Consider the following 25,608-nt stretch of genomic DNA (forward strand, 5'->3'; position numbering starts at 1 on the left):
GCGGCGTCTACTATTGTGCTTGTTGATGAATTGCAGTTTATCCAAGCAACATGTTGATTTCCCTATTTGGTTACTAAATTTAGTAATGATTGAGCCAGCCCACTTTGAGCTGGCTTTTTTTATGCCCGTAGCTTAGAGACTAAATTAAATTTTAATTATTTTGAACTTAATCAGTAAGGCGGCGTCTACTATTGTGCTTGTTGTTAAATTGCAGTTTGCACAAGCATCATGTTGATTTCCCCCCTATTGGTTACTAAATTTAGTAATGATTGAACCAGCTTTTTAAGCTGGTTTTTTTTGTTTTAATTTTATCCATATCCATATCCATATCCATTAACCTAACTTTGATTAAGAGATTTACGAACCTGTTGATTTAATTTATAAAAAATAACTAATCTATTTAGTTGAAAATAGTCACTTTACTGGAGTGTAATAGATAAGAAATGAGTTCATATACTTAGGATAGTTTTGTTTTTTATGATATTGGGCACAATTACCTTAAAAAAGTACATATTATTTACTTTTCAAAGTGTAATCTTCACTAATTATCAATATACTCAGTAATGTAAATCTCTTGCATTTAGCTTTAAAATGTAAGGAATTTTTACTGATACATTTGGCTTCTTTATTCAACGATAGAACAAGGTGCAATTATGGCTCACTTAATTGATAAACGTACAAACGATTATTGTTTTTTATACGCACATCATACCTTTGGTCGTTATCAATACTCAGTCGATACTTTGATAAGTGATCCGAGTGTATCTAAAATCCATACTATTATTGAATGGGTAAACGGTAAATGGTTTATTAGAGATTTGAGCCTAAATGGAACGTGGCTAAACAATAAACGCCTTGTAAAAGATGAGCCCAAGTTACTTTGCATTGGTGACAAAATATATTTTTCAGGTAACTCAGAAACAACGTATGTTGTAAAAAACCTAGCAGCACCTGCAGATCAATTAATTCGACTTGATGAGTATAATAAAAAAACAACAGACGTCATTTCGCTTAGTCATTATCATCTAGTACCTGAGCACAATCCTGATCATGTTGTTGTTTTTGAAAACAGCAGCGGTCAGTGGCACTTAGAATCATTAGATGACGCCACACAAGATGACCCTGAAGTGTTGCAAGATAATCATATAATTACCCTTGGCGATTCTCGTTGGATGTTTCTATCTAGTCATATAGACGATGTAACACAAATGAGCAGTGTGCCACAGTTGTATATTAATGATTTGGAGTTTCATTTTAACCTGAGCCTTGATGAAGAAATCTCTGAACTTACAATAAAGTACAATAACAAAGAAATTGATTTACATGCTCGCTGTCATCACTATCTAACACTTAATTTAGCGCGATATCGTGCTGAAGACGCACAGCGTGGTGTTACACCCGCTAACCAAGGCTGGGTAGAAACAGATCGGTTAGTTAAAGACTTAGGGGTTGATATGCGATATTTAAATATTCAGATTCATCGTGCCCGCAAACAGTTTTCTGAAGTTTTAACGCATGTTCATGATGCTGAAAATATTATTGAGCGACAATTACGCAGAGTTCGCTTTGCAGGTAAAACCTTTGAAATATACAAAGGGCATGAGTTAGAGAGAACCTCGAATGTCGCAACCGCATAACAGCGTGGAAAAATTTAATACAACAATCGTTAATTACAAATTAATAAAATTACTTAATCAAGGCGGAATGGGCTCTGTCTATCTTGCTGAAGATACCCGTTTGAAGCGCTATGTGGCAATTAAACTTATTAAAGTTAATTCCACACAATCGGCGGCAGATATCAACGTTCTTAATGAAGCACAATTATTAGCTCGTCTTAATCATCCACATATTGTGCAAATACATGATGTACTGATGTTTGAAGACCAACTATGCATTGTTATGGAGTATTTGAAAGGCAAAACCTTACAACAGTTCCAGCAACAGCATATTTGTTGTTTGTTGGATAAACTGAACATACTTTTACAGCTATGTGCAGGCTTGTCTCATGCACATAGTCAGCAAGTAATTCATTGCGATTTAAAGCCCGCAAATATCATAATTGATACCGATAAAAACATATTAAAAATTACAGACTTTGGCATTGCTGCTTTACATAATACAGAATCAGATGAGTCTGTTCAGGACCTGAGTTTTGGCAGTGCAAGTGCGATGTCACCTGAACAGATAAGAAAAGAGCCTGTTGATTTTAAAAGCGATTTATTTTCATTTGGTATACTAGCATATATGTTTATTAGTGGCCGTCATCCCTTTGGTGAAGGGGCCGCGCAAGCATTAGCTAATAATATTGCAAATGGAAAAGCCAGCAATGCACACGAGATAATTCCCGCACTACCCAATGAATTATGTGATTTACTCAATCAATTACTACAGCGAAAAAAATCACGTCGTCCCGTAAATGCTCAAAGCGTCGAACGCAGGTTACAAGACATTATTATTGCTATTAAACAGCAAGAAATTTTAGCGCAAGAGACAATTCCACTTGATCAATTAGTCGTAAAAACAAAATCACCTAAAAAGTGGAGGATTTTAGCTGCAGTGATGGGGATTGCAGCCATAACCACAGGCTTAATGTATAAGTTTGAAGTACATAAACCAGAAGAACATTATGTTGTATTTTTAGCCCCTGAAATAAAAATGCCTCCGCTTTTCGAAGCTGATATAAATATGGTAAAAGCTACGATAGATGATGCAGTTAGACAAGGTATTATTAATAGTAAACACTTACACCTTATCTCAGAAGATGAAATAAAAGTTATTGAAGATAGTAACAACCAACAAACTTTAACACAGAGGTTAAAACAGTTAAGTATTGCAACTGGTATGCAAGAAGCTGTAAGAGCTGAACTCAATTGTATGCAGCCACAATGTTATTTAACGTTAGTTCGTTTAGAAGCACCTAATTGGACGGTCAAAGCACGTAAGCAATGGCCTATTATTATTGATAATTATAGTCAAATGCACCATTCAAGCAGTCAGCAATTAACTGCACTTTACCCTGATTTTGATAATAAATATGTTGTAATGTCGCAGTTGAGCGACAAAGTACAAATTGAACATATCGAGTTGTATCAAAAAGTGCAGCATGTAGGCGATTACAGTGAACAGCTATTCATGCAAATTAGTAGCGCGATTGAACAAACCCCGCAGTTATACGCTAACTATGAGTTATTACGTGAGGTTGCACTGAGTTTATACCAGCAGTCTCAACAGGATGAGTATTTAAATATTGCCAGTAAGTTGCTTTTTAACTCGCCGTTGGCATATCAAAATACCCCTGCATTTGCTAAAAATGCCATGTTAATAGCGGTTGCTAGACAAGATTGGTCTGCGGCTATACAGTATTTGGCCAAAGCTGAACAAGTAGGCGCTAGCACCTTAACTCTTTATGAACTAAAGGGAATGCTGTATTTACATCAAGATAAGTTATCTGAGGCTCAAAGTGCGTTTGAACTTGCATTAAAAATACGGACGAATCCTATAATTAAGCAAAATTTAGCTTTAGTTATGTGGTGGCAAGGTGATATTGAAAAAGCAAAGCAGTTACTTAATGAGGTGATAAGTGTCAGCCCACAAAATTATATGGCCAATCAATTATTGGCTGATATAGCACTTACCGAAGGTGATTTAGTAATTGCTATAAAGCAATATAAACAGGCTATAAATATTAAGGCTGATAGTACAGATTTGAGTAACTTAAGTATTGCTTATTCATTGCAAGGTGAGTTTGAACAAGCATTAATAGTTGCCCAGCAAGCAGTTGATATAAACCCCGAACATGTTAGCTTTAGGCTTAATTTAGCGGATACACAAAAGGCGCTTAGCCTGATTGAATCATACCCAGCTAATTACCTAAAAGTCATTGAATTGACGCAAGATAAACAGACTCTTGATGGTTATTTAGAGGTGGCGCAAGCGCATAGCCAATTAGGCGAGGCTAAACTTGCATTACAGGCACTAAATAAAGCAATTAGTATCTCGTCAGAGCACTATGAGTATGTGTTTACTGCGGCACTTGTTTACAGCGTTATTGGTGAATACCAATCAGCGATAATGTATATAGAGAAGTCATTAACAATTGGTTACCACCCGATGTGGTTTAAGTTACCTTGGTTTAAACCTTGGTGCAAAAAAGAAGAGTTTATTACATTAATGCAGCAATATGACTCTTCTTTTAGTTGTGGCTTTACTTTAAATTAAAGAGTTGCCCCTGGTCTACGTACAACAATCTTAGGATCTTGCGACATATAAATTTGACCTGAATTATGTTTTGCAACATATCTAAAGCTAATAGGTAAGTAAGCTGTATCTTCACCTTGCGTTACTTCGATTACTTTATCCAAGTTACCTGTATCGACCCCTGCAAACGCATAGGTCGCTCCAACATCTGTTACTTTTAAAGTAAGCACCTTACCTGAAGCATCTATTGAGGTTGAAATGTTATACTGGCAGTTACTGCCAGCACCACAGTATTCAACACCATTACCATAAAACACCCATTCATCAGCAACAGATTGATCAAGTGTTACAACAAGCTCAGCAAATTGTTTTACTGCAAGCCCGGCTGGGGTTGTGCCTTTTGGGTTTTGAAACTCGATACTTAAGGTTTCAGTTAAAAGTGTGCTACTTTCTGTGTTTACATGGAAGGTAAGCCAACTTTCACTTGTATGCGGAAGCAGCGTAAAGTGGGCTGTTTGCGAAAAATTGTCTTCATTACATGGAACTTGAATATCAGGGTGTTGAGCAATCGTCATTTTATCTTTCCTTGTTACAGTTGGTGGAGTCGGTACTTATTTGGTACGAGTTTTATTGTAGGTGATACTTTTTACTAATAAAAGCTATTACGTTTATTTGTAATAGCGTGTAATATTTTTAATGGGGGAAGCGCGTAATACAAACGTGTTTTTGGTTATTCGTTTGAATTAAATCATCTATGTTTACCTGTATCTTAGAGCCAAATATGGCTATCTTGCTTGTTTGATCTTCGTTATTATTAAGTGTCTTTAGGCTAATGAAGTTTATTTATGTATATACAGCTACTTACAAGCATCGATTGGGTGAGTGTTGGGGTCGGTTTTACCACTGGTGCCGTACTTCTAGGTCTCGTTTACTCAAATAAAGGTAAACGCTTATCGCAGCAAATGAGTGAGCATCAACAGCAACTGCTACTAATACAAAATCAACTAAGTGAAAAGCAACAACAATACAGCACCTTATTAGATGAACACGATTTGCTCGAGCGAAGCCATCAAGAGCAACGTGATGAAACCCAACATTTTAAAACACGTTTTACCGAGCAAGAAAAACAAAGCCAACAGTACAACCATTATTGGCGTAAAGCGGAAAGCGAACTAACAGCCCTGCGTGGCGAACACAATGCCCGCGGCATAGAGCTTAGTACAATGCGCACTGTACTTGAACAAAAGCAAACACACTTTGAAGAGCAGCTTGAACACATCAAACAAAGTAAAGAGCAGCTAAAAAAAGAGTTTGAAAATTTAGCGAATCAAATCCTTGAAGAAAAATCGCAAAAGTTTAAAGCCTTAAATCAAGAGAGCATTGAACAACTATTAAAACCTGTGCAAGGCGAGTTAAAAGGCTTTAGAGATAAGTTAGAGTCTATTCACGTTGAAGATGTAAAACAGCGCGAGGCACTTAAAATAGAGCTACTGCATTTACAAGCCAAAAGCCAAGCAATAACAGATCAAGCAGATAGGCTCAGTAACGCACTCCAAGGGCAAAAGAAAACCCAAGGTAATTGGGGAGAACTTATGCTTGAAAACGTGTTAGATAGCGCGGGCCTGCGCGCTGGAACTGATTACAAACGCGAGGTGTCGTTTAATACTGACGATGGCCGCCTTCGTCCCGATGTAGTGGTATATTTACCGCAAGGTCGCCATTTGGTTATAGATGCTAAAACGTCACTCAATGCTTACACCCGCTATGTAAATGCAGATAACGAACTTCAAGCGCAACAAGCGATTAAAGAGCATGTAGAGGCTGTTAAAGCGCGTATTAATGAATTGGCGAGTAAATCATATGATCGCCTCCCAGGAATTAATTCACCAGAGGTTGTGGTGATGTTTGTGCCAATAGAGTCTGCTTTTGTTGAAGCACTTAAATACCAAAGTGATATCTACCAACAAGCAATTGAAAAAAACATTCTAGTTGCGACTCCCACTACCCTACTCACAAGTTTAAATATTGTTAAACAGTTATGGCGCTTTGAAGAGCAAACCAAATACTCTAAAGAGTTAGCTAATCGTGCTGAGCGTTTTTATAATAAGCTCAATGGTTTTTTAACCAGTATGGAAGGTGTTGGTAAACAATTAGATAAAGCCAAAGAAAGCTACGACAAAGCATTTTCTCAGCTATATCGTGGTAAAGGTAACTTAATTAAACAAGCCTCTGAGTTTAAAGAGCTTGGTGTCTCAGTGCAAAAAGACTTACCCGCTGAAAGTGTTGAACGAGCCCAACTAGAATTGGATTAATAAAGAGAATGAAACAGTTTTTAAACAAAGGAATTGCTACGCTAAAATTAGCATCAGATAAACTCACCGATGAGTTTAGTAAAGGCTATGTTTTAGCAAAAGAAAAGGTCAATGGACTCCCTATTTTCATGTCGTTAGAGCACTGTGGAAAAGTAAGCCCGCTATCGTTTGACGAAAAACATTATTTTGTAATCCCTTTCGAATTATCAGAGTATAAATTTGCTCTACACACCATGCGCTGCCTGCCTAAAGGTGTCCCCGAAGTGAATAACTTGCCTAAACGACGAGTGTTTCATTTCCCAAACGAACACGCTGAAGCCGGACTTAGGCTCTACATGCTAAACAGCACTGATGAGATAATGCGAGCACAAGCGACTGGGCAAACGAATACCTTGCAGTCACTAGCAAATGATATAGACGCGTTAGATCAAAAGCTTACTTACGGTATGCTATTAGTTGGTGGCCTTGCTGCCATAGCAAATCCTTTATTAGGGGCAGGTATAGCAGCTAAAGCAGTGTTGCCAAGCGTCACAGGCCTATTGAACAAATATGGTTTGCGTGCTTCTGCGGATAAATTTTCCCAATATCAACTTGAAAAAGAAATCAAAACAGCTCAAAACAATATCATTCAAGAATTTGAGGCTGCTAATACACTGCAAGTAATAAACCCTATTTTGCAAGAGTTGGAGCTCACACTTAGAACAACCGAAGCAGAGCATGACCCTTTAACCAGCTTTAACTTAGGTGAATGTTCTATACCTGAGTTAGGAGATGAAACGTGGCGTGAGCTTACCGATGTTGCAATTTGTCATGTTTATAAAGATGTATACGATGATGAATCACTGCATGAACAAGCACATCTAACGACTAAAAATTTAAGGTGGTTAAAACTAATTTTTGACGTAAATGATACTAAAGCATAAGGAAAACAAGTGATGAACATTGGTATATATATTTACAATGATGCAGAAGTGCTGGATTTTTCAGGCCCATTTGAAGTGTTTAGCACGGCAAAACGCTTAGCTGATAATGATTGGCAGGTATTTTTTGTAGCCGAGCAAAACAAACCAGTACTTGCGCGTGCAGGCTTTAGTGTAAACCCCCATTACAGTTTTGATAATCATCCGGCGATAGACTTGCTAATAGTTGTTGGTGGTGTACATACCTATGAACTTGAAAAAAGGGCCGTAATTAACTGGATACGAGAAGCCGCTGACGCTGCTGCTAAAGTAGCCTCGGTTTGCACTGGTGCTTTTTTATTAGCCAAAGCTGATTTACTTGATTGCTTAACGGTTACCACACATTGGGAAGATCAAGCAGATCTTGCTGCTATGTTCCCAGGCCTAAATGTGATCACCAATAAACGCTGGGTATCGCAAGGTAAATTTACCACTTCAGGCGGAATTTCTGCGGGAATTGATATGTGTTTAGCGCTAGTTGCAGAGTTAATAAGCCCAGAACATGCTGAGCTTACGGCGAAGCAAATGGAATATCGGTGGCACACAAACACTTAGCCCTCTGGTAGTTGCTGTTGTATAAATATATGCATGTAATCACGTAAACAAACCGATTTTTTACTAAGTAAACGCCCGCTTGGCCAAATAGCAAAAATCTCCCTTGGTAGACTTTGCCATTCAGGTAAAACCCTTACTAACTCGCCTGTTTTAAGCTCATTTATAATTTCAAATCGCGGTAGTAATCCTATCCCTTGATGATCGCATATTTGATATTTCATAAAACTTGTATCGTTATAAATGCTATTAAAGCGGCACATATGCGTGTAACTGGCGCGAGTTTTGGTATTGGTCAGCGGCCATTTATTTCTAAGCGTAGTGCCAATTAAGCGGTGCTGTTTAAGATCATTTGGCTCTTTAAGTTCAGCGGTGCTAGTTAAATAGTTAGGGGTCGCCACCAAAATAGAATCTGCTTGTCCGAGCTTTTTTTGTTGTAGCAGCGAATCTTCCTGTGGGCCTATTCTTAGGGCTAAATCGGCTTGGTTTTTTATGATGTCTTCAAGCTGGTTACCCAAAACAAGCTCTAATTGAATATCAGGGTACGCTTTAGTGAACGACAACCACATGGGTCGTAAAAAACCATGGCAAATATTAAGCGGCGCAAGCACTTTGAGTTTACCGCTTAGTTGTTCTTTTTGTTGATTAAGTTGATGACTGGTTTGTTCAAATTGCTCAACTAAATTTGCATAACTTTGATAGTACACCTGCCCTTGCTGTGTCAGCGTACATTGGCGCGCAGAACGGTGTAGTAACTTTTGGCCAAGGCGAGACTCAAGACGTTGTAAACGCCGGGTGACCGTCGCACCAGGCAGCGATAAATACTGCCCAGCTTGCGATAACCCACCTTGCTGCACTATATGCACAAATAACACTATATCATCTAACATGATTCCACTTTTGCAATTTAAGTTTGATTAAAGCTTTGTATTTAGCGTTTGTGTAAGTGTATATCATGATTACTAAGTTTTCTTAGTAAAGAGTATTTTTATGTTTGAAGGTATTGATTGGGTTACTGTTATAGCGATTGGTGTAGGTGCTACAGCTGTGCTCGACGTATGGGCGCTATTACTTGCCAAGGTGTTTGGTATTAGTGCTTTAAATTTTTGCATGGTAGGCCGTTGGGTAAGTTTAATGCGAAAAGGCCAATTTAATCATGCTGCGATTGCTCAGGCACCCACTCAAAAATACGAATGTGTTATTGGCTGGTTTATTCACTATGTAATAGGCATCGTTTTTAGCTTAGTCTTCTTACTGCTTGTATCATCCAGCTGGCTGGCATCACCAAGCTTAGTACCTGCGTTTTTATTCGGTTTAGCGACCGTGTGTATGCCGCTTTTTATTATGCAACCGGCGCTAGGCTTGGGGATTGCTGCTAGTAAAACTCCTAAACCTGCTTTAGCCAGAGTCAAAAGTTGTGTATCGCACTGCGTGTTTGGTGTGGGGATTTATATCAGTTCAATTGTTTTACTACTATTTTAGAGGATCGTTATGTCAGCTAATTATTGGTTAAAGCGATGGAAAGATGACGATATTGGTTTTCATGAAAACAATGTAAATCCTTACTTAGATCGTTATTTTACTAACTTAGTCCCATCTATTGATAGCCGTATTTTTGTGCCTTTGTGTGGTAAAACAAAGGATATTGCTTGGCTGCTTAATAAAGGAATGCATGTTGTGGGTGTTGAGCTTAGTGTAAGTGCGATTAAGGCGTTATTTATCGATTTAGGTTTAGCACCCACCCTAACTCAGTATGGTCAACTGACGCAGTATTGCGCGGGTAATGTGACTATTTGGGTCGGCGATATTTTTGCTTTAACAACTGAGTTACTTGGATCAGTCGATGCTATATATGATCGCGGTGCCTTGGTTGCTTTGCCTTTCAAATTACGTAAAAAATACACTGCACATATCACTAATATTACAAAGAGTGCCCCGCAATTGCTTATTTGTTGTGTGTATGACCAATCTAAGCATGATGGCACACCATACAGCGTTAGCGCTCAGGAAGTGTTTGATCATTATCATCGCATCTATTCGCTAAAGTTAATAACGTGTGATGCCATTACCAATGGCGTTAAAGGTGTTAAGCCTGCCAATGCAGTCGTTTGGCTATTAAGCAGAAAAAATTGCTAGTATTGCATGCAATAATTGAGTTCAATGCGTGAATGCTTGCGATAAGTGTTCTGATATTAAGTACAAAATTTGCTAAAGTAAAAGTTGTTTAACATTATTTTTGTATCGGATAAATGTGTTAGACAACCCTTAAAAATAACGACAATAAGCAAATACTCCACTTTAGGAACTTACATGAAATTATTCAAATCCACCGCTATAGTACTGTCGGTACTCGCTGGGTTATCGTTATCTGGCTGCTCAATGACCGAAAGTGGCAGCACACAAGCTGCTACAAGCCAAATAAGTAACCCTCTGAGCTTTGAACAAATCTATAAAAATAAATATTTTAAAGCGCAGCGTAGCACTTACTTTAAATGGTTAGACGATGGCACTGGCTACACAGTGCTTGAAGCGCGTGAGAGCGAAAAAGATAAAAAAGACGACGCTGATAATACTAAAGCGGATGACGAAAAAGCTGATGATGACAAAGACAATGGCATAAAAGGTAACGACATTGTGTTCTACAATGCCGATGGTACTGACCGTAAGGTATTAGTTGAGTTTGAAAAGCTACACCCAGAAGGCGCTGAAGAGCCGTTGGCAATAGAAAGCTACCAGTGGTCAAAAGATGGTAAATGGCTCATGGTATTTACCAATAGCGAGCAAGTTTGGCGCTCACGCAGCCGCGGAGACTTTTGGTTACTCAACCTTGAGACTAACCAATTACAGCAATTAGGTGGCGCAGACGTTGAGCCTACTAAGCTCATGTTTGCTAAATTTTCGCCAGATAGCTCAAAAGTGGCTTACGTGCGCGATAACAACATTTATATGCAAGCGGTTGGCAGTAACGATGTAACTGCGCTCACAATCGATGGCAGCGCCACCATTGTTAACGGCAACTTTGATTGGGTTTACGAAGAAGAGTTCACCATTGCTGATGGCTTTCGTTGGAGCCCCGATAACAAATCAATCGCTTATTGGCAGCTTGATACCAGCGGTGTTAAATTTTTCACTATGATCAACAACACCGATGAGCTCTACCCTACTCTCAAAACGTTTCCGTATCCTAAAGCCGGTGAAACTAACTCAGCAGTTCGTGTTGGTGTGGTAAGCCTTAGCGACAAACAAACCCGCTGGGCAAAGCTCGAAGGTGATAATCGCGATCGCTACATTCCGCGTATTAGCTGGGCAGGCACAGGGGATGAGTTAATGATCCAAGATTTAAATCGTCCACAAAGCCACAACAAAGTGTGGTTATTTGACTGGCAAAAGCAGCAACTGACTAAAATTTTAGAAGATAAAGACGATGCGTTTATCGAATGGTTTTATAAAGCCAATTGGTCAAAAGACGGCAAATTCTTTATTTGGCACAGCGAACGTGACGGCTGGCGTCATCTTTACCGTGTATCGCGCGATGGCAAAACCATTATTGACCTAACGCCTGGCGATTACGATATTGTTGATATGCTCACGATCAATGAAGACAAAAACGTCATGTATTTTATTGCTTCACCAAACGATCCAGGTCAGCGCTATTTATATAGCACGCCACTTGATGGCAGTAGCAAACCTGTGCGTGTAACCCCTGCTGAGTTTGAAGGCTCAAACAGCTATTACATGTCTAAAGATGCCTCATGGGCGATGCACACGTATTCTAAATTTGGCACACCGCCAACAAAAGAAATCATTAAAGTGGCAGACCACAGTAATGTAAAAACGTTAGTTGAAAATAAAGAACTAAAAGAAAAACTGGCTGAGCAAAGCTTACCAAGCCATGAGTTTTTTAAAGTGAATGCGCAAGACGGCACTGAGCTTGACGGCTACATTATGTTCCCAGAGAACATGGATAAAAATAAAAAATACCCGATTGTTTTTTACGTATACGGTGAACCGTGGGGCTCAACAGTGCAAGACCGCTATGAAGGCAATAGCTATTTGTACAAATCACTGTTAACCCAAAAAGGCTTTATTGTCGCATCGGTTGATAACCGAGGTACTCGCGCACCCAAAGGCCGTGATTGGCGCAAATCGATTTATAAAAAAATTGGCTCAATTACCGTGCAAGATCAAGTGGATGCACTTGATGCCATGGCTAAACGTTGGGATGTAATAGACACCGATCGTGTTGGCGTGTGGGGTCACTCAGGGGGCGGTAGCTCAACACTTAACTTATTGTTCCGCCATGGTGATAAATTCAAAGTGGGTATTGCCTCAGCACCCGTGCCGGACATTCGTTTGTACGACACCATTTACCAAGAGCGTTATGCGGGCAACCCAAATACCGATCCTGAGAGTTACGATAACACCTCGCCTATTACCTTTGCTAAAAACCTAACCGGTAAGCTATTGCTGATTCACGGCACCGGCGATGACAACGTGCATTACCAAGGCTCAGAGCGCTTAATTGACGAGCTTGTAAAGCACAACAAACAGTTTGAGTTTTTCTCATACCCAAACCGCTCACACAGCCTGCGTGAAGGCAAAGGCACTGCCCTGCACTACCACACTATGATGGCCGAGTTTTTTGAAAAGAACTTATTGAATCAGTAATTTGATTAGTTAGTTTAGAGACTAAAAAGCCACATACTAACAAGTAGTTTGTGGCTTTTTTAATCAAAATGTAACGGGGGTTTACAAAGGTTGGGTAGAGTGCAACGAAACTCAAAAAATCCATAATCGAACAGATTAATATCCACTATTCTTCTCTCTTCTTATAGGTATTTCGACTAAAATCACTACTTATGCTGTTAATAACCAAGAGGTTATCATTTGTTGGTGTTTTTGTTGATGATGACTGTAATTCAAACGTTAAACTACAATCAAATTGAGGGGTAATCTTTTGTTCAGGTTCGGACCAGGTAATAAGTAATACCGAAGTATCATCAACCAAATATTTATCAGTAAAACATACGTTAGGTTTATTGATGAAGCTTTTCTGCTGCGCCTCATTCAATTCCATCCAAAAACCATCTGTAGCTAGAACCAAGACATCGTCGGTTGAAGAGTCTAATTCAAACGTTTCAGGCTCAAATTTCCGTCTTAAATTTAAACTTTTAGTTAATATATGACGCTCAGGTGCTTGACTCATTGAGTTCTCAAAGTTTTTGCCTGATGGGTTAGCCCCTGTATGAACAGGAGATAACCATTCAATACCTTTATTATTGATTAAACCTAAGCGGCAATCACCTGCACTGAAACCATAAACTTTATTGGAGCTATAATTACGATACAGTGACAAAAAGCTGGCGACACCGATTTTCAATTCTTTTTTAGTTGCGCTAAAAGCTTTTTGGATAATCTGTTTACGTTTTACAGGATCTTCAAAATAACTCTCAAGTTGAGGCTTAGCTTGTGTTACTTTTTCTGAAAAAAGTTCAGCACTATTTATAAGTAAATCTTGGAGACAATTATGAAAATTTTCACTAAACCTTTTAGCTAGGTTTGTTGTAGCGATAGATGAGGTTGATATATCAATCACGAATACCCAAGTGCCAAAATCAGAATTTATAATCGAAAAGCAATCCTTGTTTTCTTCTCGTTCAGCTCCTTGCTGTGTTCGGTGTATCAATTTTATTGAGGAAGGATCAGTCATACGCAATACATCCCTCAATGCGTTCAAAGATCAACTGCTCTCTATCATAACTATTTCTAGAAGTTCCTTGAACCGCATACTCAAAATTCTCATCTTCCATTAAGCTCTTAAGTTGTTCACTAACATAATTTTTTAAATCATCTGAGGCTGATGAGATATCATTAACTATTGACGATCTGCCATCAAAAATATTAAGTAGGTCTTCAATATCATGGCTAGAAAGAGCATCTCCCTTTCCTCTGCCTAAATAGGCTTCAAGCTTTGTGGCTACAAAATACTCTGGCGTTATTAATTTAATGGTCAGTGTATCATTAAGTACATAGTCTTCTGCGGTTGCTACCGCGCCTTTATACCATATATTGGTAAAACCAAGTGCATTCTCATCAACAGGCATAAAATCAACTTTCAGGTTATCAAGTATCATACGGCACATAACTTCTTCACCCATATCAATTGAAAACCCTTTCGTTTTAAGATGCTCTTGTAAATCGGTCCAAGCTGCATACCCCATGATATCAACAATGAGGTCAACATCGTCAGTGTATCTTATTTGTTCTTTAGTAAACTCATCTGTGACCAACAACCCAGTTGTGCAACCACCAACAAATACCATTGATCTGATCAGGTCCTCTCCAAGTGCTGTAGCAACTTTTATTAACATCTCTTTTTGCAGATTGATTGTATTCATTTTGCTACCTTAAATATGTTATTGAGCATTTCCAATGCTAAATTTCGTTCTCGCGGATGACCTATTCTTATAGCATCAACTAATGCTAACATGGCGTATAACTGTGCATCTTGTTGTACTGCTATAAATATTTTTGGATGTAATGGTTCAACTAATAAGCCTTTTGTATTACCTCTTGGATTTGACCACACAGGCTGAAGTTCTCCAGATGTCATTAGCTTACCTCTGAGAACAGGAGCAGCTATTGACGTAGCGATCCCTCTGCCAATCACCCCCTCTTTTGCAGGAAAAACGTATCGAATACCATAGGCAATAAATTCTAAAAAGGCTTTAATATTTGTTTTTGGTACATTGAGTTTACGGTCTACTTTGGCAAGTCCTACGTTGTACATGCGATTAAGACTAAGACTAATCTGAGATTTACTTATACCCGTTAAGCTTTCTAAGTTTCTTAATGAAAACTGGCTTTCAATTTGATCCATTTCTGTAAAAGTAGGTGTTAACCCCTTATCATCCCAATCCGCCCAAGTATCATCAATTTGAATAATATCTGTATCAACATCTTTACCATCAAGATCTGCATGCATTGAAATTATTTTAAGTAACAATAAAACATCTTGACTTTTCATTTCATCTCCAACCTTTCGTCCCAAGTCCTAGGAATTAGGACGAGTATCCCTTTGAATATTTTAATAGTCAATAGTGAAAGCAGATAAGTGTGTTTTGTTTATTGTGAATTCTCTTGTAATAATTTAATTAATGTATTGTATTTAAATACTTATTTCTGGCGAAGTGAATTAATGGTAGGGCTAAAAGGGCTATTAACTTTAGATCGTTATTCATCTAAAACTATCGAATAATACCTAAATTAACTTCTACCACTAACCTCCATGTCTATTTTATTGTGGCTTTGAGTACCAATCCAAAATCCACAGTATTCTGTGAATTAATGTCTAAACAGACTCAAAATCACCTAAATTCACAATAAACTGTGAATTTAGGTGGCTGCAAATCTAACTAACCTTACAAGCCCAGTAACCCTTCTACCCATTCTAAAACTAGGCGGGTATCTCGGGTTTGAAAACGCTGTTTATCCGGTATGTAGTAGCAAAACTCTGATTCAACTGCGTGGGTATCAAAGCTTTTAAGTAACTCGGTATTTAATAATCGTTGTACCAGCGTGGTTGAGCAAAACACCAGTCCTGAGCCTGCCATGGCTTCTTGGATGCCAAATAGTTCTTGGTCAAAGGTTTTAATAATAAATAACGCAGGATCTAAGTTGTTTTGAGTAAGCCATTGTTTAAGTGGTGGCTCACTCAGTGCTTTGTTTTTCCATTTTGTGGTATAGAGCGTAACAGGGCCATTTTGCCATGGAGTATCTGTTGCTTTATATGAGCCAAATACATTAAATTGCTCGGTTTTTATAATGTCGTCAGCGTTTATATGCAGACGTTCCCCAAAGCGAATGGGCAAGGTGTGCAATTGTTTATCAACGGCTTCACTGGTTGATATATCCACCTCAAGATTAGGCTGGCTGACCGATAGCTCCTGTAATGCGGGTATTAAGCGCAGTGCGGCCAGTGACGAGGTGGTGGTTATTTTAACGGTTGCCCCTGTAGCTTGCACAGTTGCTAATGCTTGGTCTATGCGGTTAAAGCCGTCGCTCGTTGCGGCACTTAAATATTCACCAGTCGGTGTGAGGGTGATTTTTCTGACTTGGCGGTAAAATAAATCGACGTTTAAACGGCTTTCAAGATTATTAATATGGTGCGAAATTGCGGTTGGCGTCAGTGATAGCTCATTCGCTGCGGCTTTAAAGCTGCCTAAACGTGCCGCAGCTTCAAAGGCTTTAAGTGCTTGTAGTGAGACTTGCATAAAGTGATACCTGCGAAAAAGTGGAATAACTATAGGTGATTATAACTCATTTATAGGTGAGGTTAACTCGTTTGTGAAATAGCGCTTTAAGTTAGATGATTGTCCCATGTTCATTAACAGGATAAACACTATGACTACCCTATTACACATTGATGCAAGCGTAAGAGCTGCCAAAAATGATAACCCAGATCACGATTCAATCTCTAAAAATATTGCTAGGCGTTTTATTAATACCTTTAGAGAGCAACAAGATATAGGTGAGTATATTTATCGTGATGTAGGTGTGAACCCACCCTCTTTTATTACCCAAGAGTGGATTGGCGCAGTATTTACACCAGAGCACAAAAAGTCAGCACAGCAAAAGCACATACTTTTAGAGTCAGACCAATTTATTGCTGAAGTGAGTAAGGCTGATATTATTGTGATTTCGTCGCCTATGTACAACTATGGCATGCCAGCGCAACTAAAAGCGTGGTTTGATCAAGTTATTCGGATCAACAAAACCTTTGATTTTGATCTGGCCCGTGGTGACTTCCCGCTACAGCCTTTGCTGGGCGGAAAAACATTGATTGTGATCACATCAACTGGTGAATTTGGTTTTGAGCAAGGCGGTATTCGTGAGCACATGAGCCACTTAGTGCCGCATTTACGTAGTTTAAGCAAATATTTAGGTGTTACAACGATTCATGAGATAGCGTCAGAGTATCAGGAGTTTGCTGATGCTCGTCATCAACAATCGTTAAGCAAAGCCTATAGCCAAGCAACTGAGCTTGCACAACAACTTTCCAATATGGCTGCTGAGTAATTGTAATATGCATAAACCTTTGAACAATTTAACAGACTAAATAACACACGCTTTACTGTGGTATTTTTAGTCAAACCGTAATGGGGGTTTACAGTTTATATTGTTTTACAAATTCAGATTTAAGGTTTCTGATATAAAAAAGCGCGAGGGTTAATACCCTCGCGCTCTTGGTTTTTGTGCTTTAATTAATAATCGATGTTTTGATTAAATATCAAAGCGGTCTGCGTTCATTACTTTTACCCATGCATTAACGAAGTCTTTTACAAAACGTTGTTTGTTATCGTCTTGAGCATAAAACTCCGCAAGCGCTCGTAGAATGGAGTTTGAGCCAAACACTAAATCAACACGAGTGGCGGTCCACTTTGTATTGCCAGAGCTGCGCTCAACAATGTTATAGGTGCTTTTGCTGGCAGGTTCCCAGCGATTATTCATATCGGTTAAGTTAACAAAAAAGTCATTGCTTAATGTGCCCACGCTATCAGTGAACACACCATGGTGACTGCCACCGTGGTTAGTGCCCAATACACGCATACCGCCAATTAATACCGTGACTTCTGGTGCGGTTAAACCCATGAGTTGGCTGCGCTCTAACAGCAACTCTTCAGCTGATACGGTGTAGTCTTTTTTCTGCCAGTTTCTAAAACCATCGTGAATTGGCTCAAGCACATCGAATGACTCTGCATCGGTCATTTCGTCAGTTGCATCACCTCGTCCTGGCGAAAACGGTACAGTTACATTTACCCCAGCTGCTTTTGCAGCTTGTTCCACCGCGGCTGTACCACCGAGTACAATTAAGTCCGCTAAACTAACTGGTTTGCTTAAACCCGCTTGTACTTTTTTAAGTGTACTTAATACGTTGGTCAAGCGTTCAGGCTCGTTACCTAGCCACTCTTTTTGTGGGCTTAAGCGAATGCGTGCGCCATTGGCTCCGCCGCGATGATCAGAGCCTCGATAAGTACGTGCGCTATCCCATGCGGTGCTGATCAAGTCACTGGCACTGATGCCACTATTTAACAGCTTAACTTTTAGATCGCTGATTTCAGTATCACATAAGGTGTAATCGACACTTGGGATTGGGTCTTGCCAGATCAGATCTTCGCTTGGCACATCAGCACCAAGGTAGCGTGATTTTGGGCCTAAGTCGCGATGGGTAAGCTTAAACCAAGCACGTGCAAATACATCGCTAAAATACTCAAAATCATCATTAAAGCGTTCGATAATTTTACGATACGCAGGGTCCATCTTCATTGCCATATCGGCGTCGGTCATGATTGGGTTCAAACGAATTGACGGGTCTTCAACATCAACAGGTCTATCTTCTTCTTTAATGTTTACAGGTTCCCACTGGTTTGCGCCCGCAGGACTTTTGGTAAGCTCCCACTCATAATTTAGAAGTAAGTAACAGTAGCCATTATCCCACTTAGTTGGGTGTGTGGTCCACGCGCCTTCGATGCCTGAAGTCATGGTATCGCGGCCTATGCCACGTGTTTTATGGTTATTCCAACCAAGTCCTTGCTCAAAGACGTCGGCTGCTTCTGGTTCTGGGCCAAGGTTTTCTTCGCTGCCATTACCATGCGTTTTACCTACCGTATGACCACCTACAGTAAGTGCTGCGGTTTCTTCATCATCCATTGCCATTCGAGCAAAGGTTTCGCGCACTTGCTCAGCGGTTTTAAGCGGATCAGGTTGGCCGTTTACGCCCTCAGGATTGACATAAATTAAGCCCATTTGGACGGCCGCTAAGGGGTTTTCCATGGTGTCTGGTTTTGCTACGTTGGCGTAACGTTCATCACTTGGTGCAAGCCACTCTTTTTCAGCGCCCCAATATACGTCTTTTTCTGGGTGCCAGATATCTGCACGGCCACCGGCAAAGCCAAAAGTTTTTAAACCCATTGATTCATATGCCATATTACCGGCTAGAATGATTAAATCAGCCCACGATAATTTGTTTCCGTATTTTTTCTTTATAGGCCAAAGTAAACGGCGGGCTTTATCAAGATTGGCGTTATCAGGCCAAGAGTTTAAAGGCGCAAAGCGTTGGTTAGCTGTGCCACCACCGCCACGGCCATCAGCTAAACGGTATGAACCAGCTGAGTGCCATGCCATACGGATCATCAAACCACCGTAATGCCCCCAATCGGCAGGCCACCAATCTTGGCTTTGTGTCATTAGGTTTTTTAAATCGGTTTTAACGGCTTCAAGATCTAACTTTTTGAATTCTTCGGCGTAATTAAATTCATTTCCATAGGGGTTTGTTTTAGTGTCGTGTTGATGGAGAATGTCTAAATTTAATGTATTGGGCCACCAATCAGTATTGGAATTAGACGTTTGTGTGTTGCTACCGTGCATGACGGGGCATTTCCCAGCACCTGAATTGCTCATTTCTAGCTCCTTTATTGATAAATAAAACTCAAACTATTACTTGCTACAGTTACAGTTTAGTTTAGTTGATTGCAACATACTTGCTTAAATCAATGATAGGGTATTAACGATTAAAAACTAGATCCCGATCAGTGCTTTAAAACGATTGCAACCATCGATTATTTAGATTCCACTCGTAGAAAACCTATTAGGTTGTAGTACATATACCTAAGCTACCAAAAATATTGGATTTAACGCTTCATAGAAGCTTAATATCAATATGTTCGTTTATAACAATGCCAATCTCTTTGAATGTCAAAATTAGCGTCTATCGTAAGGGATTAAGTTTAACCCCTATTCTACTTTGCAGAAATCAGAGCCAAACTGTAAAGGGGGATTACATTTTGTTTGTGTCATCAGTGATCAACATAATTGTGGTATGAATTTAGTTGACCCTTAAATATCAGTTTTAGTACTGGGTGTGATTAAGGCATAAGTCGATTGAAAATTGTTTGTTGCTAGGGCGTGCTGACCTTTCGTAATTGATTTTGCAGCAGTATAAATACCAAACATGCGCTGCCTTAAGGGTTCTTCCTGAGGCGATTAACTCTTTGTTGCCTACACGGATATAGGTAAGGGGCGTGAGCAGGACGTGGAAGCTTTGCTCGATTCTTACTTAGCCCACTCGGTTACAAACCTCGCGCCGCGATTAAACTGCCCCTGGGTTGAACAAATATCAATCAATAAAGGTCAACATGCCCTAGGTTGAAATTATTAATTTTAAATATGCTAATTCAATCATTTCATCCTATTATTAAATAAAATAATTATTGGTTTACGCCTTAGCATGAATTCTAAAACAGTCGTTAATATGTTAACTCATCAGTATGCTATCAATGATCCGTTACACCAACTATTTGATGCTGTGAATGTTATTTCTGTTCAGGGGTATGATCAAGAGCGACGAGTTATTTACTGGAACCAAGGTAGTGAACTTCTTTATGGTTATACCGAAGAGGAGGCTAAAGGGAAAAAACTTGAAGATTTGATTATACCTGAGCCTATGCGTGAGGGAGTGATTGTGGCGCACAGTGACTGGGTAAAACATGGTATAGAAATTCCAGCGTCAGAGGCTATATTGCGTGATAAAAGTGGGAAGGATATCATTGTTTTCTCCAGCCATGTAATGTTCACTAATCAGCATAATATTAAACAAATGTATTGCATTGATATTGACTTAAGCGATGTTAAGCAGGCTCAAGCTCAGGCAATATTTAAAGACCATATGCTTGAAACAATATTTGGTGCTATACCCGATTTATTCTTTTTGATGGAAGAATGCGGAACTATTATTGATTATCACGCCAGTGATGACGAACATCTTTATGCATCACCTGAGCAGTTTATCGGTAATAATATGGCTGATGTGTTACCTGAGGAAGTTGCGAGTAAGTTTCAATCCCATATTGCAAAAGCATTGCAACAAAAAACAATGGTAAGTTTTGAGTATGCGCTGACTATGCCCCACGGTGTTGTTTATTTTGAAGCTAGAATTGGTCTATTATCCGAATATCATCAAGTAATGCTGATTATTCGTGATATTACAGAGCAATACAAATCTGCTGAGGTTATTCGACATCAGGCCTATTTTGATAGTTTAACTTCATTACCAAATCGCTTTTTAGCGCTCGATCGTTTATCTCAAATACTTATTGAAGCGCAAAGAAGTAACGAAAAGGCCGCGGTGTTTTTTTTGGATTTAGATGATTTTAAAAAAGTGAACGACTCATTAGGGCATGAGGTTGGTGACAAGCTTTTAATCGAATCGGCTAAGCGCTTACAGCAAGTTTTACGAAAGGAAGATACTGTAGGTCGCCTTGGCGGTGATGAATTTATTGTATTGCTGCGTGGTTTAACTGAACATCATAATGCACTTGTCATTGCTGAAAACTTACTTAAAACCTTTAGAAAACCTTTTGAAGTGGATGGCAGAGAGCTCGTTCTTACTTTGAGCATTGGCATTGCTATATACCCTAAAAATGGGAATTGCGCGTCTGATTTATTACGCTGTGCCGATACTGCCATGTACCAAGCTAAAGCGCTTGGGCGAAACACCTATTCATTTTTTACGAAAGAAATGAATATTATTATGCAGCGGCGGTTTGAAATTGAAGGGCAAATGCGCGGTGCATTAGAGCGAAATGAATTTGAATTATACTACCAACCTCAAGTTGATGTAAAAAAGGGGCATATCATTGGTGCTGAGGCACTGCTTCGCTGGAACAACCCTGTTTTAGGTAACGTAACACCTGAAGAGTTTATTCCTATTGCTGAGAATTCGGGTCTTATTGTACCAATCGGACGCTTTGTTATTAAACAGGCGCTTTGGTTTTTACATCAGTGGCAAAATACTGAACACAAAAAGTACACTATGGCTGTTAATTTATCGCCTCGTCAATTTCGCGATACTGAGTTACTTAATTTTATAAAAAATATACTCAAAGATAAACAGATTGATACCGATAGTTTAGAGCTTGAAATAACGGAAGGTGTGCTGATGACGGGGCAATCTTTTATTCACGACGCGATAGTTGAAATTAATGCGTTAGGAATAAAGTTATCAATGGATGATTTTGGTACAGGTTATTCGTCGTTAAGCTATTTAAGGCAATACCCATTTGACGTACTAAAAATTGATCGCAGCTTTATTAATTGCATAACTGAAAATAAGCCTGACTGTGACTTAGTTAAAGCAACTATTGCGATGTCGCACAGTTTAGGGCTTAAAGTTGTTGCTGAAGGTGTTGAAACTAAAGAGCAGCTTTTACTGTTGAATGATTTAAATTGTGATTTTGTGCAAGGTTATTATTTTAGTAAACCACTGCCTGCAAAGCAGTTGCTGGAGTTATCCGCAGCACATAAATAATCAGTCTATTGTTAAAAGCTAATTGTTAAAATTGATAAGTGGTATAAATTAGTTTAAACAAAACGTAACAAGTAACGTTGTTACGTTTATAATTTAAGCTGCAACTTCGTTATTCAGCAAGGGCAATCGCGGCCATTTTCATTGCGCTGCTAAACGATTTTGCACCGGCAATAAATAACCCATTGTGACAAAACATAGCGTCATCGAGGCCCGTTGCATCTTGAAACTCTTTGTCTGATAAACCTGCCCACGCTTTTGGCAACGGTTTTCTGTCTTCAAACGAACCAAGCTCAGCAGGCACTGTTTGAATTATCCATTGCCCAGAATGCGAAGGGTAAACCATATATAAAGCGTCGTCAGATAATGCATGGACTGTTTTTTTCCATGGCGTGTATTTCTCTAATACGATTACTCTAGGATCTTCTGCATTTTTGACTGCTTGAGCAACAATGGCTTTGGCGTTAATGCCGCCGCTTGCTGCTGCAATGAATCGCGTTAAAATACGAGATGCAAACTCAACAGCTTCATTAAAACAGCTATCAAAGTCGCTTTCTTCTTGCCACGTAGGATTAAACATGGAGATGGTTTGGCTTAGGCTAACCCCTTTTGATACACCTTCAACGTGACCACAATCAATGGCATCGATTGTTGACACTAGACTAGAATCAACAGAATTTGCAACGTCTTGATCGCCATTGCACAGTGTTAAGCCATATTTTTGCCAAATTAAACCAAATGAAGAATAAGGAATGCCGTTCTCACGTTCGCCTGCCCCACCACGTTGGTGATGATCAAAGCGGCCAGTATCAGGGTTATGTTCACCCCCTACATCAATCACAATATCAGCCTTATTTATAAGCTCTAAATCGCGGGTACGTATGAGTTTAAAAGAAGGGTAAATGCTTTTGAGTGCGGCAATGCTGAAAACATCATCTGCATGAAAATTACCGTTGTGAGTTGCTATCGTTATTTCATTCATTTGTATTGTGTCATTTTTGAAAGGGAGAAGAAGGTGTCGTTATTTACACTTAACTATTTTTGGCTACGTAGAGCCAGTGGGCACTTAAGTAAAACCACTGTGAGGATACTATATCAGGGCAGTTAACAAAACCGTTTACTGTATTTGAGCTGGGCAATTCGCGATTTTATTAGACTAAAGGCGTATACCTAAGATATTACACGTTTTTAGCTTGTAAAATAATCACTTACACTTAAGTGTTAATTCATTTGTTTAATAATAGTAAATTGATTTAAAACAATATTTTTAAATTTTATTTAGATTTTAAAACCTCAAATTAAATGTTTTCAATAACAAAAAGCTCACCATGCAAGACCTTTTGCCTAATCGCAATTATCTGCTGCCTGATTTACTCTGCAACCTCAATATTTATTTGCTTTAAACAAAGCTGTATTTTTATTTTGAGTAAGCAACTATGTTGCAGGAGAAGCCATGAACACAACGCCACACGATGAGGCTCAAGCGAAAAAGAGACCGGGTGAAAAAGCAGTTACCGATAGCTATGAAAATCTTCACAAACCTAGTTCTGAATTTGAAAGCCGAGATGAATATCTCGAACATGAACTGCAAATTATGCAGCCAAAACGCTGGCGTCCTAATTTACCTTTTAGAGATTACCGCTTCGAATTTGAAGACACTATTCCAGCAATGGCAGGCACAATAGGTAAAGTTGTTATGGTTGGTGCAATTGCAGCTACGTTTGCTGGTCAACTCGGGTTAAGTGACGCATTTATTTTAGAAAACGTACGCTATGAGCTACTGATTGTTTCTTTCTTTATTATTTTGTTTTCCGGTTTTATTTTACCTACAGCCAATTTAGCGGGAACACACGGGCCGCTAATTCCATTAATTCCAATCGTCGTTGCGGCGGGAGGACACCCAATGGCATTTGGCTTACTCATTGGTGCGTTTGGGTTGATCCTTGCTTTTAGTAAAGGAGGGAGCTTACTTGCTCGACTCACCAGTAAAGGCGTATGTGGCGGGTTATTACTTTATTTAGGTTTTATTGGCACTATTTCACAAGTAAAAAAATTGTTTGCTTGGGCGGAAGAAATTCAAATGACCCATATTGCTTTCATCGTTATTTTGGCAACTATTTTACTGTACGCGTTATTAGAGCACTTTAAAAAGCGCTGGTTAGCAGTCCCGCTTAGTTGCCTATTAGGTGGGTTAACGGCATTTGCATTAGGCGCACCGTTTGAATTTAAAACAGCACCGGGCTTACCTAACATGAACCCTATGTATTGGTGGGGTGAAAATACTGGTTGGATGCTCGGTTTACCTACACTTGAAAGCTTTATAGTGGTATTGCCATTTGCAATTCTTGCTGTTGCTATGTGGTCTCCTGATTTTTTAGGGCATCAAGTGTTTCAAAAAATTAGCTATCCGCAACGTACTGAAAAAGTTCAAATGAACATTGACGATACCATGCTTAGCGCCTCGGTAAGGCAAACATTTGGCTCACTTTTAGGGGGCTCTAATTTTACCTCGTCGTGGGGCACATACATTGTCCCTGCGGCTATTGCAAAGCGCCCAATACCAGCGGGGGCTATTTTAACCGCTCTGTTTTGTATTGTTGCAGGGTTATGGGGTTATCCGATGGATCTTGCTATTTGGCAACCGGTACTGTGTATTGCACTCATAGTGGGGGTTTTCATACCATTACTTGAAGCGGGCATGGAAATGACCCGTGTTGGCAAAACAACACAATCAGCCGCTATCGTGGTATTTGCATCAACCTTGGTCAACCCTGCGTTTGGTTGGTCATTGACCATGCTACTGGATAACTTAGGTTTGATAGGCTGTAAGGAAAGAAGCTCTGAATTAACGCCTATGAGTCGTTGGATCATCCCATTAATTATGTTTGTAGTATTAACGGGTGTAATGGCATTGGTTGGCTTATTACCGGGGATCCCTGCTTTAATGCCTAGTTTTAGGCAGTAGCGTTACTTGGTTAAATTTATAGCGGTAAGTGCATCAATGTGCGCTTACCGCTTTTTAATTCGTAGTTATGATAATTCCCTTTTTATAATCCCACCTGTAAATTCATTTTAAAAACCTAAGTTTAGGGTTATTCATGTGCATACAGCTGCCTACTAAGCAGCCATAGTATGAGTTATTTCATAGCAAATTTAGGAAATTTCTTACTGTTTATTTTTTAATCTTCATCTATTTTTTATTTTGTAACCCGCCCTAGCTATTGAG

General features: G+C 39.3%; 19 protein-coding genes. 11 read left to right on the plus strand and 8 right to left on the minus strand.

Translation table 11 applies throughout. From position 1 onward, the window contains the following. Window positions 1–653: 653 nt before the first annotated feature. Window positions 654–1,637: an FHA domain-containing protein gene (locus HH219_RS13400; protein WP_169327747.1), complete on the plus strand. Its 984-nt coding sequence runs from the start codon at window positions 654–656 to the stop codon at window positions 1,635–1,637. Further along, window positions 1,621–4,218 (plus strand): serine/threonine-protein kinase, encoded by a 2,598-nt coding sequence (locus HH219_RS13405; RefSeq protein WP_169327748.1) that lies wholly within the window; start codon window positions 1,621–1,623, stop codon window positions 4,216–4,218. The genes HH219_RS13400 and HH219_RS13405 overlap by 17 nt, the downstream gene beginning before the upstream one ends. On the opposite strand, the gene HH219_RS13410 is transcribed toward HH219_RS13405, so the two are convergent. Beyond that, the gene (locus HH219_RS13410; protein ID WP_054203912.1) at window positions 4,215–4,772 is read right to left on the minus strand and encodes a hypothetical protein; all 558 of its coding nucleotides are present in this window, start codon (window positions 4,770–4,772) and stop codon (window positions 4,215–4,217) included. The genes HH219_RS13405 and HH219_RS13410 overlap by 4 nt on opposite strands. Window positions 4,773–5,042: 270 nt before the next feature. Between HH219_RS13410 and rmuC the strand changes: the two genes are divergently transcribed. Genes rmuC through HH219_RS13425 form a run of 3 tightly spaced genes read left to right on the plus strand, consistent with a single transcriptional unit; the run spans window position 5,043 to window position 8,023 of the window. Further along, window positions 5,043–6,509 carry a DNA recombination protein RmuC gene (rmuC, locus tag HH219_RS13415; RefSeq protein ID WP_169327749.1) on the plus strand — a complete coding sequence of 489 codons (1,467 nt, stop codon included), beginning with the start codon at window positions 5,043–5,045 and terminating at the stop codon, window positions 6,507–6,509. 8 nt (window positions 6,510–6,517) lie between these two features. After that, on the plus strand, window positions 6,518–7,432 hold the full coding sequence (locus tag HH219_RS22045; RefSeq protein ID WP_235575684.1) for a hypothetical protein: 915 nt from the start codon (window positions 6,518–6,520) through the stop codon (window positions 7,430–7,432). Between the two features lie 12 nt (window positions 7,433–7,444). Then, window positions 7,445–8,023 carry a DJ-1/PfpI family protein gene (locus HH219_RS13425; protein WP_169327750.1) on the plus strand — a complete coding sequence of 193 codons (579 nt, stop codon included), beginning with the start codon at window positions 7,445–7,447 and terminating at the stop codon, window positions 8,021–8,023. On the opposite strand, the gene HH219_RS13430 is transcribed toward HH219_RS13425, so the two are convergent. Beyond that, window positions 8,020–8,910 carry a LysR family transcriptional regulator gene (locus HH219_RS13430; RefSeq protein WP_169327751.1) on the minus strand — a complete coding sequence of 297 codons (891 nt, stop codon included), beginning with the start codon at window positions 8,908–8,910 and terminating at the stop codon, window positions 8,020–8,022. The genes HH219_RS13425 and HH219_RS13430 overlap by 4 nt on opposite strands. Window positions 8,911–9,010: 100 nt before the next feature. Between HH219_RS13430 and HH219_RS13435 the strand changes: the two genes are divergently transcribed. The 3 genes from HH219_RS13435 (at window position 9,011) to HH219_RS13445 (ending at window position 12,688) form a co-directional block, all read left to right on the plus strand. Beyond that, a complete protein-coding gene (locus HH219_RS13435) occupies window positions 9,011–9,502 on the plus strand; it encodes a DUF2938 domain-containing protein (protein ID WP_169327752.1) in 492 nt (163 codons plus the stop codon). A gap of 9 nt (window positions 9,503–9,511) precedes the next feature. After that, window positions 9,512–10,156 carry a thiopurine S-methyltransferase gene (tmpT, locus tag HH219_RS13440; RefSeq protein ID WP_054203917.1) on the plus strand — a complete coding sequence of 215 codons (645 nt, stop codon included), beginning with the start codon at window positions 9,512–9,514 and terminating at the stop codon, window positions 10,154–10,156. Window positions 10,157–10,330: 174 nt separating this feature from the next. Beyond that, on the plus strand, window positions 10,331–12,688 hold the full coding sequence (locus HH219_RS13445; protein WP_169327753.1) for a S9 family peptidase: 2,358 nt from the start codon (window positions 10,331–10,333) through the stop codon (window positions 12,686–12,688). A gap of 145 nt (window positions 12,689–12,833) precedes the next feature. Here the strand turns inward: HH219_RS13445 and HH219_RS13450 are convergent, their stop codons facing one another. The 4 genes from HH219_RS13450 to HH219_RS13465 form a co-directional block, all read right to left on the minus strand. Then, complete coding sequence (locus HH219_RS13450) at window positions 12,834–13,730, minus strand: hypothetical protein (RefSeq protein WP_169327754.1); 897 nt, start codon at window positions 13,728–13,730, stop codon at window positions 12,834–12,836. Continuing rightward, window positions 13,723–14,418, minus strand: coding sequence for a hypothetical protein (locus tag HH219_RS13455; protein WP_169327755.1), 696 nt, complete (start codon window positions 14,416–14,418; stop codon window positions 13,723–13,725). The genes HH219_RS13450 and HH219_RS13455 overlap by 8 nt, the downstream gene beginning before the upstream one ends. Beyond that, window positions 14,415–15,047, minus strand: a complete 633-nt coding sequence (locus HH219_RS13460; RefSeq protein WP_169327756.1) for a hypothetical protein — start codon at window positions 15,045–15,047, stop codon at window positions 14,415–14,417. Before HH219_RS13460 ends, HH219_RS13455 begins: the two co-directional genes overlap by 4 nt. A 394-nt stretch (window positions 15,048–15,441) precedes the next feature. Next, entirely contained in the window at window positions 15,442–16,293 is an 852-nt protein-coding gene (locus HH219_RS13465) for a LysR family transcriptional regulator (protein WP_169327757.1), read from the minus strand. Between the two features lie 130 nt (window positions 16,294–16,423). Between HH219_RS13465 and HH219_RS13470 the strand changes: the two genes are divergently transcribed. After that, the gene (locus HH219_RS13470) at window positions 16,424–17,098 is read left to right on the plus strand and encodes an NAD(P)H-dependent oxidoreductase (protein ID WP_169327758.1); all 675 of its coding nucleotides are present in this window, start codon (window positions 16,424–16,426) and stop codon (window positions 17,096–17,098) included. 204 nt (window positions 17,099–17,302) lie between these two features. Here HH219_RS13470 and katG read toward each other — a convergent pair whose 3' ends face one another. Continuing rightward, window positions 17,303–19,480 carry a catalase/peroxidase HPI gene (katG, locus tag HH219_RS13475; RefSeq protein ID WP_169327759.1) on the minus strand — a complete coding sequence of 726 codons (2,178 nt, stop codon included), beginning with the start codon at window positions 19,478–19,480 and terminating at the stop codon, window positions 17,303–17,305. A gap of 826 nt (window positions 19,481–20,306) precedes the next feature. On the opposite strand from katG, the gene HH219_RS13480 reads away from it, so the two are divergent. Continuing rightward, the gene (locus HH219_RS13480) at window positions 20,307–22,385 is read left to right on the plus strand and encodes a bifunctional diguanylate cyclase/phosphodiesterase (protein ID WP_169327760.1); all 2,079 of its coding nucleotides are present in this window, start codon (window positions 20,307–20,309) and stop codon (window positions 22,383–22,385) included. 109 nt (window positions 22,386–22,494) lie between these two features. On the opposite strand, the gene HH219_RS13485 is transcribed toward HH219_RS13480, so the two are convergent. Beyond that, window positions 22,495–23,364, minus strand: coding sequence for an MYG1 family protein (locus tag HH219_RS13485; RefSeq protein ID WP_169327761.1), 870 nt, complete (start codon window positions 23,362–23,364; stop codon window positions 22,495–22,497). A 471-nt stretch (window positions 23,365–23,835) separates the two neighbouring features. Between HH219_RS13485 and HH219_RS13490 the strand changes: the two genes are divergently transcribed. After that, the gene (locus HH219_RS13490; protein WP_064435562.1) at window positions 23,836–25,347 is read left to right on the plus strand and encodes a DUF3360 family protein; all 1,512 of its coding nucleotides are present in this window, start codon (window positions 23,836–23,838) and stop codon (window positions 25,345–25,347) included. Window positions 25,348–25,608: the final 261 nt, after the last annotated feature.

It is taken from the genome of Pseudoalteromonas sp. NEC-BIFX-2020_015 (assembly GCF_012952265.1).
GTDB classification, from domain to species: domain Bacteria; phylum Pseudomonadota; class Gammaproteobacteria; order Enterobacterales; family Alteromonadaceae; genus Pseudoalteromonas; species Pseudoalteromonas neustonica.